The 20353-nt window shown below is 65.5% G+C and carries 8 protein-coding genes; all 8 read left to right on the top strand.

Going from position 1 to position 20353, the window contains the following annotated elements:
- Window positions 1-417: 417 nt before the first annotated feature.
- The 8 genes from EOINJALH_RS25835 (at window position 418) to EOINJALH_RS25870 (ending at window position 20277) form a co-directional block, all read left to right on the top strand.
- Window positions 418-672: a helix-turn-helix transcriptional regulator gene (locus tag EOINJALH_RS25835; protein ID WP_088285601.1), complete on the top strand. Its 255-nt coding sequence runs from the start codon at window positions 418-420 to the stop codon at window positions 670-672.
- Window positions 669-4940, top strand: a complete 4272-nt coding sequence (gene pglW, locus EOINJALH_RS25840; protein ID WP_088285603.1) for a BREX system serine/threonine kinase PglW — start codon at window positions 669-671, stop codon at window positions 4938-4940. The genes EOINJALH_RS25835 and pglW overlap by 4 nt, the downstream gene beginning before the upstream one ends.
- A gap of 49 nt (window positions 4941-4989) precedes the next feature.
- A complete protein-coding gene (gene pglX, locus EOINJALH_RS25845; protein ID WP_088285605.1) occupies window positions 4990-8787 on the top strand; it encodes a BREX-2 system adenine-specific DNA-methyltransferase PglX in 3798 nt (1265 codons plus the stop codon).
- Window positions 8788-8895: 108 nt separating this feature from the next.
- Complete coding sequence (locus EOINJALH_RS25850; RefSeq protein ID WP_234414043.1) at window positions 8896-10467, top strand: Fic family protein; 1572 nt, start codon at window positions 8896-8898, stop codon at window positions 10465-10467.
- Between the two features lie 69 nt (window positions 10468-10536).
- A complete protein-coding gene (locus EOINJALH_RS25855; protein WP_234414047.1) occupies window positions 10537-14217 on the top strand; it encodes a DUF6079 family protein in 3681 nt (1226 codons plus the stop codon).
- The gene (pglZ, locus tag EOINJALH_RS25860) at window positions 14214-16958 is read left to right on the top strand and encodes a BREX-2 system phosphatase PglZ (protein ID WP_234414044.1); all 2745 of its coding nucleotides are present in this window, start codon (window positions 14214-14216) and stop codon (window positions 16956-16958) included. The genes EOINJALH_RS25855 and pglZ overlap by 4 nt, the downstream gene beginning before the upstream one ends.
- Window positions 16955-18265, top strand: coding sequence for a BREX system ATP-binding protein BrxD (brxD, locus tag EOINJALH_RS25865; protein WP_088285611.1), 1311 nt, complete (start codon window positions 16955-16957; stop codon window positions 18263-18265). Before pglZ ends, brxD begins: the two co-directional genes overlap by 4 nt.
- Window positions 18262-20277, top strand: a complete 2016-nt coding sequence (locus EOINJALH_RS25870; protein WP_088285613.1) for a DEAD/DEAH box helicase — start codon at window positions 18262-18264, stop codon at window positions 20275-20277. Before brxD ends, EOINJALH_RS25870 begins: the two co-directional genes overlap by 4 nt.
- The last annotated feature ends 76 nt before the right edge of the window (window positions 20278-20353 follow it).

Raw genomic sequence — 20353 nt, forward strand, 5'->3', positions numbered from 1 at the left:
ATCGAATTTCCAAACCGCTTCAGTTGAAGATGACTTCGAGTGCGAGCCCTTCGATTTTCAAGCCCAGGTCCCGATGGAGCCGTATGACGTGGTTATGGGCCGGGAGTTGTGTTTTGCACCGCTTTGCACGAACAAATCGAAGGCCGTTTGGCATTAGGCGTCATGCTGTAGATATTGCGATGCCGGATTCGGCGCCGCCGCCAAGAGTCCGTGAATCGGAGCGAAGCCCTGCAGTACTTTGAGTATCTCTAGAGGGCATCAATTGAGGTTTCTGCCATCAAAGCCCGACTTCGCGCTGCGGCTGCGGCAGTCAGGCGCGGCATCGCAGAACTGCGGCAAAGCAGGTGACGAAAAACTCTCACTTTCAGGTCTCGGCGATGCTATCCTGCGCATCACCCCGACCTCGGAGACAGGCAAGTGATCCAGTGCCACCTCGGCCGCCTGATGGCGCGTGACGGCTTGCGCGTGGCTGAGGTCGCACGCGCCAGCGGACTGAACCGGAGCACGGTCACCGCCCTGGCCGTCGGGCGAGCAACGCGGGTCGAGCTGCCCCACGTCGAAGCGCTGTGCCGGCTGCTCAACTGCGGGGTCGGAGACTTGTTCGAATACATCGCAGACGACAGCAACCGTGACGACGGTGGCGCCATGTCTGACAGGGAGACCCTTTCATGAGCCTCGGCGCGAACCGCTGGCATGTCATCGCACAGTCCAGCTTCCCGTGGGAGCGGGAAGCGCTGGAGTGGCTGCGCGCGCAGTTGCCGGACCGCGAGCCCTGGCACGTCTGGACCAACTTCGAGTTCATCGACGAAGAAGGCAAGGTCAACGAGGTGGATGCGTTAGCACTGACGCCTGCCGGCTTGTTCGTCATCGAGGTGAAGTCCCGCCCAGGCTCGGTGGCTGGTGACGCCCACACCTGGACCTGGTCGACCGATGGCCGCGACCGTTCCGTCGACAACCCGCTGCTGCTGACCGATCGCAAGTCCAAGCGGCTGGCCAGCCTGATTCGCCGTCAGCCTGCCGTCGTCAAGGCGAAGATGAAGGTTCCCTTCTTCACGCCCTTGGTCTTTCTGTCGTCGACCTCCATCACCTGCCGGCTGCAGGGCCACGCCCGCAGCGGTGTCTACCTGCGAGGCAGGCCAGCCCACCCGGACGACGATGGTGTGGTGGCGGCGTTGACCTTCGGCATCCGGGGCGAGCAGAACGCGGCGCCGCTGGATTCCGCCGCCGTCAAGGCGCTGGCCAAGGGCCTGGCAGAAGCCGGCATCCGTCCGTCGAATAAGCACCGCCAAGTCGGCGACTACCGGCTCGACAAGCTCATCACCGACGGAGACAGTTTTCAGGAATGGCAAGCACGCCACGTGGGTGTGGACGTGCAGCGGCGCGTGCGCATCTACAACCTGGCCAACGCCGCCAGCCCCGAGGCGCGCCAGACCCTCGTGCGCCAGGCCCAGCGCGAATTCAAGATGCTGGAAGGCATCGAGCACGGCGGCATCCTGCGCTGCCGTGAATACAAGGACAGCGAGCTCGGCCCCGCCCTGGTCTTCGACCTGGACCAACGCGCCGTCCGCCTCGATCACCTGATGCGTGACCACGGTTCACACCTGGGTGTGACACAGCGCCTGCAGCTGGTGCGCGAAATTGCCGAGGTTCTCAAGTACGCCCACTCGCGCCGCCTGCACCATCGGGCGCTGGGCCCGCAGAGCGTGCTGGTGCGTGACATCGAGACCGCCACACCGCGCGTGCAGCTGATGAACTGGCAGACCGCTGCGCGTGAGTCCGAAGGTTCCAGCAGCAACTCGACCCTGCACCGCACCACGGGCACGGCCCACGTGCAGTCGTATGTCGAAGACCCGGGCCTGGTGTACCTGGCACCCGAGACGGCTCGCGCCGACCCTGCGCATGGCGCTGAGCTGGACGTCTTCTCGCTGGGCTGCCTGACCTGGTTGATCTTCTCGGGGCAAGCGCCGGCCGCGTCGATCCTGGACCTCTACGACAAGCTGCGACGGGGCCAGGGTCTGCAACTGTCCGACGCGATGGACGGGTGCCCGACCAGCCTGCAAGAGCTGGTGCAGTTCGCCACCAGCCCGGAGGTCATCACCCGCTACGGCTCCATCCAGGAGTTTCTGGACGACCTGGACAAGGTTGAAGAAGAACTGACCACGCCCGACCCTGAAACCACGGTCGACCCCAGCCAGGCCAATGTCAACGACCGGCTCGAAGGCGGCTACACGGTCGTGCGGCGCTTGGGCCGCGGGTCGTCCAGCGACGCATTGCTGGTACGGCCCAGTGGCAGTGAAGACGAGCTGGTCCTCAAGGTCGCGGTGGACGTCAGTCACAACGACAACCTGCAGGCCGAAGCCGAGGCGCTGGGCAAGCTCCGCCACCCCAACATCGTCGAACTGCGCGGCGTTGCTTCGGTCAACGGCCGCACCGCGCTCTTGCTGAAGAGCGCTGGCGATGAAACCTTGGCGCAACGCATCAAGGCCGACGGCAGGCTGTCGATGGAGATGTTGCAGCGCTGGGGCGAAGAGCTGTTGGACACCGTGCGTCTATTGGAAGAGAACGCGGTCGTGCACCGCGACATCAAGCCCGACAACATCGGCATCGCCAAGAACCGCAGTGGCCGCCTGACCCTGGTGCTGTTCGACTTCTCCCTGACGCGCACGCCCCCAGAAAATCTCAAGGCCGGCACGCCGCCTTACCTGGACCCCTTCCTGGGCCTGCGCGCCCAGAAGCGCTGGGACCTGCACGCCGAACGCTTCGCTGCCGCGGTCACCTTGTATGAGATGGCCGTGGGCCGCGTGCCGCGCTGGGGTGATGGACAGTCCGCCACCGAAGTCACCCAGGCCGAGGCCACGATCGAGCTCGACCTGTTCGACCCGGCCGTGCGCGAGCCTATGCAGGCCTTCTTCACCAAGGCGCTGGCACGCGAGGCGCGTGATCGCCACGACAACGCTGAAGACTTGCTGCGGGCCTGGCGGGCCGTGTTTGAACGCGCCACCACGGCGCACCCCAGCGCCCCCAATGGCTTCGAAGCCCTGGCGCCCACGGTCACTGCCAGCACCACCATGGCCGAGCTGGGCTACAGCCTGGAAGCCATCGACGTGCTGGACCGCATGGGCATCCACAACGCCGTCGAACTGCTGGCTGTGGACCGCATCCGCTTCCGCTACCTGCGTGGCGTGGGCGACAAGCTGCGGCGCGAGATCCGGGTGAAGGCGAAAGACTTGGCGCGCCTGCGGCCCGACCTCACCCAGGGGCGCGGCAGCCTGCACGAAGGCGACGACACCGAGGTGGACGATCGCCAGCCTCTGTCGGTCAATGAATTGGCCAATCAACTGCTGCCCAAGCGCTACGCCGGCGACGACCGCCCCGAAGAAGCGGCACTGTCCTGGTACCTGGGCCTGGAAGACGAAGTCACCCCCGGCACCTGGCCCACACCGGGCGAAGCCGCCAAGGCTGGCGGAGTGGACCGCTCGACCTTGATTGCCACGCTCGACAAGGCCCGCCAACGCTGGCTGAAGAACAAGGTGTTCACCGCGCTGCGCAACGACCTGCAGGAACTGCTGGCCGCGCAAGGCCAGGTCATGACCTTGCGCGAAGGCGCGCTGGCGCTGCTGGCCTTGCGTGGCTGTGCCGAGCAAGACGACGCAGCCCGCCTGCGCCAGGCCTGCGCGGTGCTGCGTGCCGCGGTGGAGGCCGATGCCCAGACCGAGCAGCCGCGCTACGAAGCCTTCGCACACGACCCCGACCCGCTGATTGCCGCCAACGCCACCTGGGCCGACTACGCCCGCCTGCTCGGCCAGACCGCCGACACCTGCGCTTTGGCCGATCCGCTGCTGCCGCCAGAACGTGCCTTGAAGGCCTTGGAGGACGTCCGTGTGCCCGGGCAAGCGGCCCCAGGCCAGGATGGCGACGAGCTGTTCGGTCCGGCTGCCGGCGCTGTGCCGTCGGCACCCGCACTCAGTGCCACGCGCTTGCTGCGCCTGGCCACCAACGCATCGCGTGCCGCGGCGCTTTCGGCCCGCCAGGAGATCTACCCACGCGGCATGCCGGCCTTGCTGTCGCTGCGCCAGTCGGTCAATGCACTGGTGGGCGTGACCCTGAACGAACGGCAACTCCAGGAACGCGTGCGCGGCCGCTACCCGGACGCTGAACCGCTGCCCGGCCGGCCCCAGCTTGACCGAATGCTGGAAGCCGTGGGCGCACCCCTGGCCTGGAACGATGTGGGCCGCGTGTACACCCACCTGCGTCTGGATGCCGGCGCCAGCGCCGGCACCACCACCTTCCTGAGCCGCCAGCCCACGCGCCTGCCCAGCCGGCCGGCGGACGATGCACCGCCTAACGCTGCCATCAGTGACGCCCGCGACCTGGAGCGCCGGCTGCAGCAGCAACTTCAACAAGGCGGCATGCTCACGTTGACCGTGGTTCCCCGGTTGGCCCGGCGTGCCGAGACTGAACTGCTGACTCGCTTTGGCCCAGGCTCATCACAGAGCCGAGCGGTACAGCGCCTGAGCGTGGACGCGTTGTTGCTGCGCGAGCTGCGCGTGCAGGCCGACTCCTTGAAGGTCGATTGGAGCACTGTGCTGCGGGCTGACGCCGCCGCCGCCGGCACCCGCGACTGGACCAACTTGCTGCGCTTGGTGCAACGCACACTGCCGGCTCTGCGGCAGGCCCTGCTCTCCAGTGCCGCACCCTTGCTGGTGGTGAACGCCGGCTTGCTGGCGCGCTACGGTCTGCTGGGCGTGGTGAGCGAACTGGAACAGGCCGCTGGCCGCCCGGGCCAGACGCCGGCGGCCTGGGTTCTGCTGCCGGGCCACCGCCCGGGCACGGCAGAGATCGACGGCACACCCGTGCCCCTGGTCTATGCCCAAGCCGTGGCAGCTTTGACCCCCGCCTGGATCAACAACGAACACCGCAGCCAGGGCATGACCGCTTGAGCAACATCGCCCGAGTCAGTGGCCCACAACCCGTTCTGGAACCTACCCCTTGATCAACGCAAAGCAGTTGCTTGCAGACCTGACCCGCCAGCTCAAGCGCCTGGAAGACGACCTGCGTGATCGCATCTTCCAACAGGACGAGTTGCCTGAGCTGAAAGCGGCGCTGCAGCTTGAATGGCAAGCTGCACGTGAGGCCGAGCGTTGCGCCGAGACCTTCGAGAGCTGGGTCGAGCAGGTGCTGACGCAGGCTGGCGTGCACTGGCTACTGAGCGGCGTGTTCCTGCGCTTCATCGAAGACAACGCGCTGGTGGACCGCCCGTGGATTGCCGGCCCTCCGGCATCGGGCCGGCTGGCGCTGGCGCAAGACCGTTTTGAGACCTACTTCCGCGCCCACCCGCTGGAAAACGAACGCGACTACCTCGTCGCCGCGTTTCGCGAAGCTGGCGCACTGCCGGGCCTGCAGACCTTCTTCGACGCGGACCGCAACCCCGTCTTCCGTTTGCCCATCAGCGGCGACGCGGCCAAGGTGCTGCGCCAGTTCTGGCAGCAGGTGGACCCGGACACCGGCGACCTGGTGCACGACTTCACCGACGCCGACTGGAACACCCGCTTCCTGGGCGACCTGTACCAGGATCTGAGCGAAGCCACCCGCAAGCGCTACGCGCTGCTGCAGACGCCCGAGTTCGTTGAAGAGTTCATCCTCGACCGCACGCTGACGCCGGCCATCCGCGAGTTCGGCTTTCGCGATGTGCGGATGATCGACCCCACTTGCGGCAGCGGCCACTTCCTGCTGGGCGGCTTTCATCGGCTGGTGGCCGAATGGCTGCAGGCCGAGCCGGGGCTGAACCCGGGCGTCATTGCCAAGAGCGCACTCAATGCGGTGGCGGGTGTGGACCTGAACCCCTTTGCGGCGGCCATCGCGCGCTTCCGCCTGTGGGTGGCGGCGCTGAAGGTGGCCGAGGTGCGCCGCCTGGCCGATGCGCCCGACTTCCAGGTGCATGTGGCCATTGGCGACAGCCTGCTGCACGGCAGCCGCTTTGGCCTGAGCGAAACGGCCTCACTGCTCGGCGCGTCTGAAACGCTGGCCGGCTATGGCTTGAACCACGCCTACGTCAGCGAAGACCTGACCCAGGTGCAGCAGATCTTGAGTCAGCAGTACCACGCGGTGGTGGGCAACCCGCCTTACATCGTGGTGAAGGATGCGGCACTGAATGCGGCCTATCGGTTGAAGTACCCGCGCAGTTGCCACATGAAGTATTCGCTAGGGGCGCCGTTCACCGAACGCTTCTTCGAGCTGGCGCTAACCCCCAAAGCAGGCTCGCAGGGTGCCGGCTATGTGGGCCTGATCACCGCCAACTCGTTCATGAAGCGCGAGTTCGGTTCCAAGCTGATCGAGCAGGTGCTGCCTCGGCTGGACCTGAGCCATGTGGTGGACACCTCGGGTGCGTACATCCCCGGTCACGGCACTCCCACGGTCATTTTGTTCGGCCGCCACCGCGCGCCGGTGAGTGAGAGCGTACGCACCGTGATGGGCATTAAGAGTGAGCCGAGCACGCCAAACGACCCTGCCCGAGGGCTGGTGTGGAGCGCCATCGTCAATCAGATTGACCGGGCGGGCAGTGAGAGTGAGTTCGTCAGTGCCACTGACACGCTAAGGGCGACGTTTGGCAAGCATCCTTGGAGCATTGGGGGTGGTGGCGCCTCAGAACTTCGAGAGCAACTTGAAGGTGCATCCCGCGTCAGATTGTCCGAGTTGGTCGACTCGCTCGGCTTCATGGCCATTACAGGAGAAGACGATGCATACCTGCTGCCGAGGTCAGTAGCGCGGCGTCTAGGCGCGCCGATCAGAGAGTTCATCCTTGGAGACGTCGTTCGTGACTGGTCTGCGCGGGGCGACGACTTTGTTGTCTTTCCTTACGTTGAGCGTGAACGCCTGTACGAACCCTGTGAAGTCACCGCAACAGCGGCGTACGGCAGACTGAGATGGCGCAACCGCTCGTTCCTTCGATCTCGCGTGATGTTTGGCAAGACAGCCGAACAACATGGATATCGCTGGGATCAATACATGCAGTTCATCAAGAACAGAGTGGCCGCCAGTTTCTTGATCACCTTCGCTGAAGTCGCCACCCACAACCACTTCGTTCTTGACCGCGGCGGCAAGGTGTTCAAGCAGACCGCTCCCGTCATCAAGCTGACCGCCGGCAGCGCAGAAGACGACCACTTGGGCCTGTTGGGGCTGCTGAATTCGTCTGTAGCCTGCTTCTGGCTGCAACAGGTTTGCCACAACAAGGGGCGACCCGGTGCGGAAAGTGCAGGAGCAGACGAGCGCTTCGAAATGCGCTACGCGATCAATGCCAGCAACGTTGCCGAGTTCCCGCTCGTTGAAGGACGTCCGCTGGACATTGCGGCTCGAATCGACCGACTGGCGCAAGAGTTGGCAGCAACGCAGCCTGCCGCTCTGCTTGCCCAGCCGACTGTTCCAACCCGACAGTCACTTGATACGGCACGAGAGCGTGCCGCCCAAATCCGCCGCCAGATGTTCGCTGCGCAGGATGAGCTGGATTGGCGCTGTTACCGCTTGTACGGACTGCTGCCGGCTGACGTTGACGAGGCGGAAGTCGAGTACGCCGATGCGGCCGAGATAAACCTGGGTGAGCGCGCCTTTGAGATTGTCCTGGCCAGGCAAGCAGCCGCTGGGCGTGTGCAGACAGTCTGGTTCGAGCGGCACGGGGCCAGCGCCATCACCGAAGTCCCAGCGCACTGGCCCGCGCCATACCGAGCCGTTGTTCAGCGTCGCATTGCGTTGATTGAGAACGACAAGACCCTCGGCCTGATGGAGCGGCCCGAGCACAAGCGCCGCTGGAACAGCCCGGCGTGGCAGGAGCTGGAGCAGGCCGCGCTGCGCGATTGGCTGCTGGACAAGCTCGAATCGCCTGCGCTCTGGCCGGTCAGTGCCGACCGTCCACCCCAGCTGACCAGCACCCGCCGCCTGGCCGATGCTGTGGCGAAAGACGCCGCCTTCATGCAGATCGCTGAGCTGTACGCCGGTCAGGCCGGCTTTGATGTGCAGCAGTTGGTGGCCGACCTGGTGTCTTCCGAGAGCGTGCCCTTCCTGCCGGTGCTGCGCTACAGCGAAACCGGCCTGCGCAAGCGGGACCAATGGCAAGCCACCTGGGCCCTTCAACGGCAGGAAGACGCCATCGACGCAAAGGTGGTGGCCGACAACACCGAAACCTGGCGAGCTGAACTGACGGCGCAAGCCAAAGCGCAGTTCGGCAGCGCCGGCCTCGCGACCTTGTCTGACGAGGCGCAGGCCTGGATCGAGCAGCAACTGGCCGCCGAGATCGCCCGCCAGCAGGCAGAAGACAAGGCCGCGCAGATCGGTCCCATCCCCGTGCCGCCCAAGTACCAAAGCAAAGACTTCCTGAAGGCCGACTTCTGGCGCTTGCGCGGCGGCCTGGACGTACCCAAGGAGCGCTGGGTCAGTTACACCGGCTGCGAGCGCGGCGCGGACGGCAGCCTGCCGCTGGCCTGGGCCGGCTGGAACCACCTGCAGCAGGCGACTGCCCTGGCCAGCTACCTGCTGGAGATGAAAGACAACGAAGGCTGGGAGCCTGAGCGCCTGCAACCCCTGCTGGCCGGTCTTGACGAACTGGTGCCCTGGCTGAAGCAGTGGCACAACGAGCCTGACCCGGCCTTCGACGGGGAGCGCATGGGCGACTACTACGAGGGTTTCGTCGCCGACCAGGCCCGCGAGCTGGGCTACACGCTGGCCGACCTGCGCAGCTGGAAACCCACCGTCACAGCCAAGCGCCGTGGCGGCCGGCCGCGCAAGGTGGTGGCGTGAACGTGACCGTGGCTGGCCGCGCAGCGGAACGGGCCGGCGCGGTCGCGCGCGGGTACTGTCGTACAAAAAATCTTAGGCAAACCCACGAATCTAAAGAAAATCCGTGTCGTGTACGGAAAACCTGGGGCTGCCGTGATTGGCTATGAGTTTATTGCCGCCATGGTGGCCGAGTTCACCGGAATGCGCTTGCCACCCGTGCAGCGCCCGGCGCAGCTGCGGCCCGTGACACGCATCGAGCCCATGGCCGACCTGCTGGCCGTGCCCCGCCATGTAGCGCCAGCCGAGGATGCCACGCTGCTGGACCATGTGCTCTTCGCCCTGAAACACGAAGACCTGCAACTGCACCTGCTGCTTGAAGCACTGCGCCTGATCAATGCCGAAGAGTTGACTGACGCACTGGCCCTGCAGCGCACAGGCAGCTACCTGCGCAAGGCCGCCTTTCTTTGGGAAAAGGCGCACGGCCGTGAACTGCCGCTGCCCTGGGACAGCACCGGCGGCAACTACGTGGACCTGTTCGATGCCGACGCCTATTACGTCGGCCCTGTGTGGGAGCGCAGCCAGCGCCTGCGGGTCAACTTCAATGGCATCGGCCCGCTGGAGTTCTGCCCGGTGGTGCGGCGCGATGACACGCTGGCTGCACGTGGCCAACAGGTGCTGGACAGGCTACACGCCTGGGCGGGCGACGCCCGCAACCAGGCCACGTTGGACCGGGTGCTGGGCTGGGCCTACCTGGCCGAGACCCGGGATTCCTTCGCCATCGAAAACGAGGTGCCAACGCCCGCCAAGGAGCAAGCGTTTCTGCAGGCGCTGGCCACCCTGCGCGAGCGGCGGCCGTTGACCGAGGACTATCTGGTCGAGCTGCAGAACACGGTGATCTCCAACCCCCTGATGGCTGAGGCCGAGTTCCGCCACCGGCAGAACTGGCTGCAGCGCGGTGGCCATGGTGCTCTGGCCGTGCGCTACGTGCCACCCGCGCCCGAGGCCATGCTGGCGCTGATGGACGGCTGGATGCGCATGGCCAACAGCACCGGAGGCGATGTACCGCCCCTGGTGCGGGCTGCGTTGGTGAGCTTTGGCTTCGTGTTCCTGCACCCCTTCATGGACGGCAACGGCCGGCTGTCTCGGCTGCTGGCCCACCACAGCCTGAACCTGCAGCAGGCGCTGCCGCTGGTCGACGGGCAAGCCACGTTGTTGCCCTTGTCCGTCGCGATGAAGCGGCACGAGGCCGACTACCTGGCCACCCTGGAGGCCTTCAGCAGGCCTGCGCGCCACCTGTGGGACGTGACCTACCTGGCCGACAACGACTTCCTGTTCGACTTCAAGTCCACGCCGCACATCTATGCGCACTGGAACGGCGATGCCGCTGCCCGCTTCGTCACCACCTGCGCCGAGCAGGCGTTGGCGCAGTCGCTGATCGAAGAGACGCAGTTCATCCAGGCCTACGACCGCGCCTTCGAGCGCATCGACCGCGCCTTCAACTTGCCGAACCGGACGATCAATCTGCTGATCCAGTGGATCCGCCAGAACGGTGGGCAGATGCCTGCACGGCGGCGCAACGCGCCTGAGCTGGTGGGCCTGCAGCCCGACCAGATCGACCACATTGCAGCCCTCGTGGCCGAGTGCTTCAACTCGCAGGAACAGGGCCAACCACCGAACGATCAACGGGCCAATGAAGCCTGAGGGAGCATCCGCGTGACCTTCATCCGAGACCTCATCAGCATCCCTGAACGGGTACACCAAGGCGACTTCGTGCTGAAGCTGTCTGACGGCGTGGCCCACGCCGAGCAGACGCTGCGCGACTACGTGGTGACCTCGCAGTTGGCCGAATCCTTCAAGAACGCGCTGGGCTTCATCCAGCAGTCGGTGACGACGAACAGCAGCAAGGCGGCCTATCTGCATGGCTCGTTCGGTTCCGGCAAGAGCCACTTCATGGCGGTGCTGAACCTGCTGTTGGCGGGCAATGCGCAGGCCCGGGCCATTCCCGAACTGGCACCTGCGGTGGAGCAGACCAGCTGGGCCCAGGGCAAGCGCTTCTTGATGGTGCCGTACCACATGATCGGCGCCACCGACATGGAATCGGCCATCCTGGGCGGCTATGCCGAGCATGTGCGGCGGCTGCACCCCAGCGCGCCGGTACCGGGCTTCTATGCCGCAGAGAAGCTGTTTGCCGACGCGACGATTCTTCGCGAGCGAATGGGCGATGCCGCCTTCTTCGAGCAGTTGAACAAGGCCCCTGGCAGCGCCGAAGGTGGCGGCGATGGCTGGGGTCTGATGGAGGGCGGGTGGGATGCCATCAGTTTCGAAGCCGCGCTGGCCGAAGCGCCTGCCCCAGTACTGAATCTCTCCAACCCGCAGCCGCAGGATGTTGCGGCCGTTGCTGACCGTTCGCGGCTGGTAAGTGCGCTGATCAGCCAGTTCTTCACCGCGTACCAAGACATTGCCGGAGCGCAGGAGTCGTTCGTGGGCCTGGATGCGGGGCTGGCCATCATGAGCCGGCATGCACGCGACCTGGGCTATGACGCCGTCATCCTGTTTCTGGACGAGTTGGTGCTGTGGCTGGCCAGTCGGGCGGGCGATGTGTCATTCGTCAGCCGTGAGGGCACCAAGCTGGTCAAGCTGGTCGAGGCCACGCATGCCGACCGACCGATTCCACTGATCAGTTTCGTGGCTCGGCAGCGCGACCTGCGCGACCTGGTGGGCGAGAACCTGAGCGGCGCGGTCAGCGTGCAGTTCGGCGATGTGCTCAAGCACTGGGAAGCCCGCTTTCACCGCATCACGCTGGAAGACCGCAATCTGCCCGCCATTGCCGAAAAGCGCGTGCTGCGCCCGGTGAGCGACGACGCACGCAAGACCTTGGCCACCGCCTTCGATGACGTGCTGCGCCTGCGGCGCGATGTGTTGGACACGCTGCTGACGACCGAGTCCGACCGGGACATGTTCCGCAAGGTCTATCCGTTCACGCCGGCTCTGGTCCAGACGTTGATTTCGGTGTCGGCCGCCCTGCAGCGCGAACGCACGGCGCTGAAGCTGATGGTGCAGTTGCTGGTGGACAGGCGCGCAGACCTGGAACTGGGGCAGCTGATCCCGGTGGGCGATCTGTGGGATGCCATTGCCGATGGCGACGAGCCGTTCTCGGAAGCCATGCGCATGCACTTTGACAACGCCAAGCGCCTGTACAACCAGCGCCTGTTGCCCATGCTGGAGGCCAAGGCCGGCACCACCTGGGAAGCCATCAAGCTGGGTCAGGCCGACGCCACCCGAGCCAAGGCCTTGCGCAACGACGCGCGCCTGCTGAAGACCCTGTTGCTTGCCGCGCTGGTGCCGGAGGTGGAATCGCTGAAGGCGCTGACCGCCACGCGCCTGACGGCGCTCAACCACGGCACATTTCGCTCGCCCATTCCCGGCCAGGAGGCGCAGCAAGTGCTGCGCAAGCTGCGCGACTGGGCGGGTGAAGTGGGCGAGCTGAAGGTCACCGAGGACGCCAACCCGCTGGTGTCCATCCAGATCACGGGCGTGGATCTGGAGCCGGTGCTGAAGGCGGCCGAGGTGGTGGACAACGCCGGCAACCGCCGCAAGACCGTGCGCGAACTGCTGTTCGAGCAACTAGGTATCGCCGACCGCGGCACGATGTTCCATCACTACGAGTTCAACTGGCGCGGCACCCGCCGCGAGGTGGAGGTGGTGTACGAGAACGTGCGCGAGATGGCCGACGACCGCCTGAAGGACCGCACCGGCGCCTGGACCGTCGTGATGGACCTGCCGTTCGACGAGACGCACCGCACGCCGGCCGACGACCTGGCGCGGCTGGGCAAATACAAAGGTGGCCCGACACAGACGCTGGTGTGGCTGACGGCCTTCCTCAGCCCCAAGGCTGAGTCGGACCTCAAGCGCTACGTGGTGCTTGACCACATCCTGCAGGGTGACCGGTTCGAGACCTACTCGACGCACTTGTCCTTCGTCGACCGGGTTCAGGCCAAGGCGGTGGCCAAGAACCAGCGGGACTCGCTGCGCATCAAGATGATCGGCCACCTGGAAGTGGCCTATCGGGTTCGCACGGAGCCCCGCGAGTCCATCGTGCACGAGCTGACGGCCGAACAACAGTTCCAGTCGCTGGACCCGACGTTGGCCCCCCGGCCGCCGACGGGCGTGAACTTTCAGGCGGCCTTCGAAAGCCTGCTGGACCAGCTGTTTGCGCACCGCTACCCGGCACACCCGACGTTCGACATCGGCATCAGTTCCCGGCTGGTGCGCAACATCTGGCCGGCGATCAAGACGGCGGTGGATTCGCCGAGCGGCCGTACGGATGTGAACGATGCGGCGCTGCGCAAGCAGCTGCGATCGGTGGTCAACCCGCTGCGGCTGGGCCAGATGGGCGAGACGCCGCTGCTGATCGAATCGCACTGGCAATCGCACTTCTCGCAGCAGGCGGCCAAGGACGGCGGCGCCAACCCGCTCACCGTCGCGCAGGTGCGGCGATGGATCGATCAGCCCAAGGCGATGGGCCTGCCCCTGGAGCTGCAGAACCTGATCATCCTGACCTGGGCACTGCAGACGAACCGGCGCCTGGTGCTGAACGGTGGCCCGCATGAGGGTGATGTGGAGCGCCTGTCCGACGAGGTGGAGCTGCGCGAGCAGGTGCTGCCAAAGCCAGACGATTGGGAAACTGCAATTCGCCGCGCTGGCATGCTGCTGGGCGTGGTCGCGCCTTTGGGGCTGAGCGCTGCCAACGTGGGCAAGCTGGTGGCCGATGTGAAGAAGGTCGCCCGAGAACGCCAGAGTTCGGCGTCGTCCCTGGTCGAGGCACTGCGCGCACGCTGCGATCGCTATGGGGCTGGCCCGGATGGCGCACGTTGGCGCACTGCGAGAGCAGCCCAGGTTGCGCTGTCCGCGTTGAACGCAGCAGACGATGCCGATGTGGTGGCCACGATAGCGCAGCTGGACGTGCAGACTTCTGAGACGGCCATGGGCAAGTCGATCACCCAGGCGCAGACCTTGGTTGATGTCATGGCCAACACGCGGTGGCCCTTGTTCGATGGCCTGGGCCGATTGACCGACCAGCGTGCCACTGAGGCCGGCGCTTTGCTCAAGGACCTGTCGGCCTTGTTGCAAGCCGATGAGTACGTATCTGGCCTCAGAGCTGGCCTGCAAGGCCTGGAGCAGCTGGCTACTGACCTGTTGACCACGGCCGCACCGCCGCCGCCTGCACCGCCACCACCGCCGCCGGTTCCAGATCCGCAACTGAAACCCGGCCCTGACCCCTTGCCACCAATTCCCGTCAGCGACGAGGTGGTCGAACAACACGATGCGGTTGTACTGACCGCCCAGGCTGCAGGCGAAACGCTCGTTGGCTTGCAGAAGCGCATGGCCGACGATCCGTCACTGGAGTTGACGGTCAGTTGGCGCCTGGTGCGCCGGAGGGCGCCAGCGTGACCGTTGCGCTGTCCGTCAATGAGGCGCAGATCACAGCACAGCTGGACGCTGTGCTGGGTCGAAACCCCGATGCCCGTGCCGTGGTGATTCGCAGTGCCAGCAAGCAGGACTGGCCCGCCAAACTGATGCGTCGGGAGCGGCACTTCGAGCTGCGCTGGTGCGAGAGCCGCCTGGCTTTGCGCGACGCCCTGAACTGGCTGGATGAGGATACAGGCGTTGGCGAGTTGGACGGCCTGGTGTTGCTGACCCCGCTGGGCGACCAGGAGGTACCCGACGATGTCGCCGCCCGCATCGCGCGTGCCAGAGTCTTCCAGCCCCAGGGCTGGGACATCGTTCGCCAGTTGTTCAGTGCGCAAGGTACCGACGCGCGCCTGGGCGAGCACGATTGGATGCCCCAGGTGCTGGTGGACATGGCCCAGCAAAGGCCGTATGCGCCGGTGTCTGCGGGCTTCCTGGACGCTGACACGGCCTGGCGCGAGGTGCTGGGCCGCTGCCTTCAACTGGACAGCGCGCGGCCGGACGCCACGACCCTGCTGGGCTGGACGATGCGTCCGGATGTCGATGTCCAGCTTGCAAGGCTGTCAGACCGCGCCCGCCGCGACACGCTCAGCTGGCTGGCGCGGCATGCTGGCTCGACGGGCGAGGTCACCGTGCGGTGTATCGACGCCGGGCGCGCAGCCGATGTGGTGCCGCTGGCCTTGGTCTGCGGCGTCGTGTTTGCAGCCCAGGGTGAACGCGAGCAAGCTTTGATCGCGGCATCGGTCCGACTGGAGCGCTATGCCGGCAACCAGCCTGTGGGCGTTCAGCAAGGTCGTCGCTGGGCCGAGGATGCGCGGCAGCTCGTACAGAGCCTCTCGGTCGATGCCATGCGCGGCGCCATGGACCGCGCCGACGCGATTCTTCGTGACCTGCACGTCGCAGAGTTTGCGCACTTCAGCGACCTCTTGCCTTTGAGCCTGGAGCAGCGATTGGAGCGGTTCGCGTCTGCCTTGGAAGACCACGTCAAGCAGCCCACCGAAGCGACGATCGCCGAGGTGGAAGATGCCGCCAATTTCGCACTGCAACACCACTTGAGCGCCAGCCTGGGGCTGCGCATCGAACGCGTGCGCATGGCGCGCCGGCTGGCGCGTTGGTGGCTCAGGCCTGCTGCGGCCGCGGGAGACTTGGAGGCGTTGGCTGCGCAGCAAGTTGACGAGGGTGCCTATGTGGACTGGGCCCGATCGAAGCTGATGGGCGGCGACGAGCTGGCAACCTTGTCGACTGCGTATGCCAGCCTGCGGACGGCCGTTTTGGCCAGCCGCGAGAAGGCGGCGAAGGGATTCGCGCTGGCCCTGGCCCAGTCGCTGAAGTCCGCAAGATCGGCCCGAGCCCGTGCAGTGCCATTGGAGGATGCGCTCGACCGCGTGGTGGCGCCGCTGGCCAAGCATCACCCGGTGCTGCTGCTGGTCATCGATGGTTTGAGCGTGGCCATCTTCCGCGAGCTGTTCGAACGCTGCGAGCGCCACGGCTGGAGCGAGTTGATCCGGCTGGACGCCGATCGCCCTCAGCTGGGTGTGGCGGTGCTGCCGACGGTGACCACCGTCAGCCGGGCCAGCCTGTTGGCCGGCCGTGTTGTCACTGGTGCTGCGCCGTTCGAGAAGCAGGCCTTTGCTGGACATGCTGCGCTGGTCCAGGCCAGTTCAGGCAAACAACGCCCGCGTCTGTTCCACAAGGCTGACTTGAGCGATGACGGACATCTGGCTGCCGAGGTGCGCGAGGTCATCGGTGACACCTCCGCCAAGGTGGTGGGCGTGGTCTACAACGCGGTGGACGACTACCTGAGTGGACCGGAACAACTGCAGCAGCGCTGGAGCCTGGAAGACCTGCGTCTGCTCTTGCCAATTCTTCGCGAAGCGCAGGCCGCCCGACGTGTGGTGGTGGTGACGGCAGACCACGGTCACGTGCTGGAAGAGGGCAGTCGCCAGGTGAGCAGCGCCGACAGCGACCGTTGGCGCACCGGGGATCAGGTCAAGGTGCCCGAGGAACTGCTGCTGTCAGGTCACCGTGTGTTGACGCCGGAGTCCGACACCTCGGTCATCGCGCTTTGGAGCAGCGCAGCCCGGTATACAGGCCGCAAGAACGGCTATCACGGCGGCGCGGCGCCGGCTGAAGTGGTGGTGCCGATGAGCGTCTTTGCTCCCTTTGGCCTGAGCGTGCCGGATTGGAAGCCGGCACCGCCCCAGCAGCCCGAGTGGTGGGATCTACCGGGTGCAGCATCACCCGCAGTGGAGGTCAAGGTTGCCGTCAAGACCCCTGCGCGGCGGGCAGCTGCTGCGCCGCCAGCCCCGCAAGTGGCACTGTTCCCAGACGATGAGGTGCCATTGCCCGTCCTCGCGCTTCAGCCAGCCGCCGCAGCAGCGCCGGCAGACTGGGTCAGCGATTTGCTGGCGTCGTCGATCTACGCTTCCCAGCGGCAACTTGCAGCTCGCGTGGCGCTTCCTGACGAGCAGATGCGGCGCATCCTGAAAGGGCTGGATGAAAGGGGCGGCAAGCTGGGCAAAGCGGTACTGGCTCAGCGACTGGCGGTACCCGAGATGCGGCTGGCTGGCGTGCTGAGCGTTGCGCGTCGATTGTTGAATGTCGATCAAGCTGCGGTGCTGACCGTCGATGAGTCCGCCGGCTTGATCGAGTTGAATCGCGAGTTGTTGATGCTGCAGTTCCAGCTCGGCTCCAGCATCACCAAGCCCCGGAGGTCCACATGATCAGCGCCAGTCGTCGAGAAGACATCGTCGGCGCGCTTCGACGCGGGACCGTACCCAGCGCGGGCCTGGATGCCTTGGCTGTCGGCATCGATGCTCTGGCGCCGGTCTTCGATGAGGAGCTCAAGGCCGTGGCCACCGGCAAGGCTGGATTCAAGGCCGTTCGTGGTGAGTACGGCAGCGGCAAGACCTTCTTCGGTCGTTGGCTGCAGGAGCGGGCGCGATCAAAGGCCTTCGCAACCAGTGAAGTGCAGATCAACGAGACTGAGACGCCGCTGCATCGCCTGGAGACCGTCTACCGACGATTGGTTGAACAACTGGCGACCGCAGACACGCCGCAGGGTGCCTTCCGCAGCGTCATCGACGGTTGGTTCTTCGCGCTCGAGCAGGACGTGCTGGCGGATGCCTCGGTGGACCCAGCTGACAACGACGGCTTGCTGGCGCGGACGAATGAACTGATGGAGGCGCGCTTGGCCGGCATCAGCCGTGCGGCGCCGGCCTTCGCCGCTGTTCTTCGGGCCTACCGCCAGGCACAGGCCGACGGCGCCCAGCAGATTGCTGACGGCCTGATTGCCTGGTTGGCGGGCCAGCCGAACGTGGCCGCCGGTGTGAAGCGTTTCGCGGGTATCAAGGGCGACCTGGATCACTTTGCCGCAGCCAACTTCCTGGCCGGCCTCCTGACGATCTTGCGCGACAGCGGCTACAGCGGCTTGTTGCTGGTGCTGGACGAGGTTGAAATCCTGCAGCGCATGCGGGCAGACAGCCGGGAGAAGGGTTTGAATGCGCTGCGTCAATGGATCGACGAGATCGACGCTGGGCGCTATCCCGGGCTGTACCTGATCGTGACGGGAACCCCGGCCTTCTTCGACGGCCCTCAAGGGGTGCAGCGCCTGGTGCCGCTGGCGCAGCGGTTGCACGTCGACTTCGCAACCGATCGCCGATTCGACAACCCGCGTGCCGTGCAGATCCGCCTGGCTGCGTTCGACCAGGCCTCATTGCTGCAGGTCGGGCGCATGGTGCGCGATCTCTATGCCCATGATCGGACGAACGAGGCTCGCCTGCGGCAACGGGTAGACGACGTGTACGTCGAACAGCTGGCTCGTGCTGTGGCTGGCGGTCTGGGCGGGAAGGTGGGTGTCGCGCCGCGGCTCTACCTGAAGAAGCTGGTGGCCGATGTGCTGGACCGAGTGGATTTGCACGAGGCCTTCGACCCTCGGCAGCACTACCAGCTGACCATGGCCGAAGCTGAGATGACGGTGAACGAGCGCGCTGCGGCCAGTGCTACCTCGGTGGACGACATCGAGTTGTGAACAGCTTCGACCGGCTGCACCCAGCGCTGCAGCACCACATCGTCAACACGCTGGGATGGCCAAAGCTGCGGCCGACCCAGCTGGAGGCGATCGATCCGATCCTGGACGGGCTGCATGGTCTGTTGTTGGCGCCCACGGCCGGCGGCAAGACTGAAGCCGCGTTCCTGCCCGTGCTGTCTCGCATCCTCAGTGAGGAGTGGTCTGGGGTCAGTGTGCTGTACGTTTGCCCGATCAAGGCCCTGCTGAACAACTTGGAGCCGCGCCTCAAGCACTACGCGGGTCTGGTTGGTCGGCGCGTGGAGGTCTGGCACGGCGACGTATCGCCGAGCCGCAAGCGCAAGTGGCTGAACGACCCGCCGGACGTGTTGCTGACCACGCCGGAATCCCTGGAAGGCATGCTCATCTCGCCGGCCATCGAACGCGATGCCTGGTTCGGCCGGCTTCGCTGCGTCATCGCGGATGAGCTTCACGCCTTCGCGGCCGGTGATCGCGGCTGGCACCTGCGCAGTGTCATTCATCGCATCGACCGATACACCCGTGCCCCGGTGCAGCGCATTGGCCTGTCGGCGACAGTTGCGAATCCAGTCGAGCTGCTGGATTGGTTCGCACCCGCAGGGCCCCGGCAGGTGGTCGGCAGCTCCAGTGTGACCGCCGATGCCGACGTCACCATCGACCATGTCAGTTCGCTGGAGAACGCCGCGATCGTCATTTCACGGCTGCATCGAGGCGAGAAGCGGCTGGTGTTTTGCGATTCCCGCAGCAGCGCTGAAAGGCTGGGCTCTGGCTTGCGCGAGCTGGGTGCGAGAACCTTCGTGAGCCACGCCTCGCTGTCGGCGAGCGAACGTCGGCATGCCGAGTCGGCCTTTGCCCAAGAACGTGATTGCGTGATCGTGGCGACGTCCACGTTGGAGTTGGGCATTGATGTGGGCGACTTGGACCGTGTCATCCAGATCGACGCGCCCGGAACTGTGGGCTCTTTTTTGCAGCGCATGGGGCGCAGCGGCCGCCGGGCAGGGGTAGGGCGCAACTGCCTTTTTCTCACGACCAGCGAAACCGCCTTGCTCTCGGCAGGCGCTATCGGTCGGCTGTGGTCCAAGGGCTGGGTAGAGGCTGCAGTGCCACCGGTACTCCCCTGGAACGTGCTGGTGCAGCAAGCGTTACTGACGGTCATCGAGCGCGGACTGGTGCCGCTGGCTGAGCTGCGTGCCAACCTGAATTCAGCGTTTCCCGAACTGGATCCTTCGGGCATCGGCGCTTGCCTTGATCATCTGATCGAACAGGGTGATCTGGCCTGCCCAGAACCCGAACTTTTGCAGATTGGCCCCAAGACTCAGGCGGCCCACGAGCGCAGTCACTACCTGGACCTCCTGGTGACCTTCACGGGGCCTGATCTACTTGTCGGCAAGTACGGCGCGACCGAGGTCGGCTATCTGGATCCGGCCGTGCTGCTGGCCAAGCCAGGTGAGCCGCTGCGCCTGCTGCTCGGAGGTAGAAGCTGGACGGCCCGCGAGGTGGACTGGAAGCGACGCATCGTGTGGCTGGAGCCGGCACTTCAGGGCGGGAAGGCCAGGTGGATGGGCAGCGGCCGCAGCATGAGCGCCGAGGTTGCAATGGCGGTACGCGAACTGCTGCTGGAGGGCGATACGGGTGTAGCCAAACTGTCCAAACGTGCAACCGCTGCACTGGCTGAGTTGCGCGACACGATGCCCACGCAGATCAACCCGCCGGCAATCGAAGCACAGGGTTCGAGTGGGTTCCTGATGTGGACTTACGCCGGGGCTGATGCCAACCGTCGAATGCAGCTTGCGAACCGCCAAGCGGGCGCCAACAGCAGCGACGGCCTGTCCGTCAGCTGGGTAGTTGACCCTCGTCTCCGTGGAGATGTAGCCGCTGTCGCACCGACACTCGATGACAAAGAGATCTCGGAACTGGCAGAGCCGTTCAAGTTCACCGACCTGTTGCCGGTGAGCCTGAGGCGGGAACTTGTAATTGGGCGACTGCAGTTAGCCTGAGCACAGGGCAAATCCGGCGAGCCGAAAACCGAAAGACTTGATGAAATCGGCAGTGCAAAGTACCAAATCTTCAATG

The sequence above is a fragment of the Ideonella sp. A 288 genome (assembly GCF_002198735.1).
Lineage (GTDB): Bacteria > Pseudomonadota > Gammaproteobacteria > Burkholderiales > Burkholderiaceae_C > Pseudaquabacterium.

Coding starts and splice junctions, on each gene's coding strand:
- pglW (WP_088285603.1), top strand. CDS start 669: ATGAGCCTCGGCGCGAACCGCTGGCATGTCATCGCACAGTCCAGCTTC.
- brxD (WP_088285611.1), top strand. CDS start 16,955: ATGATCAGCGCCAGTCGTCGAGAAGACATCGTCGGCGCGCTTCGACGC.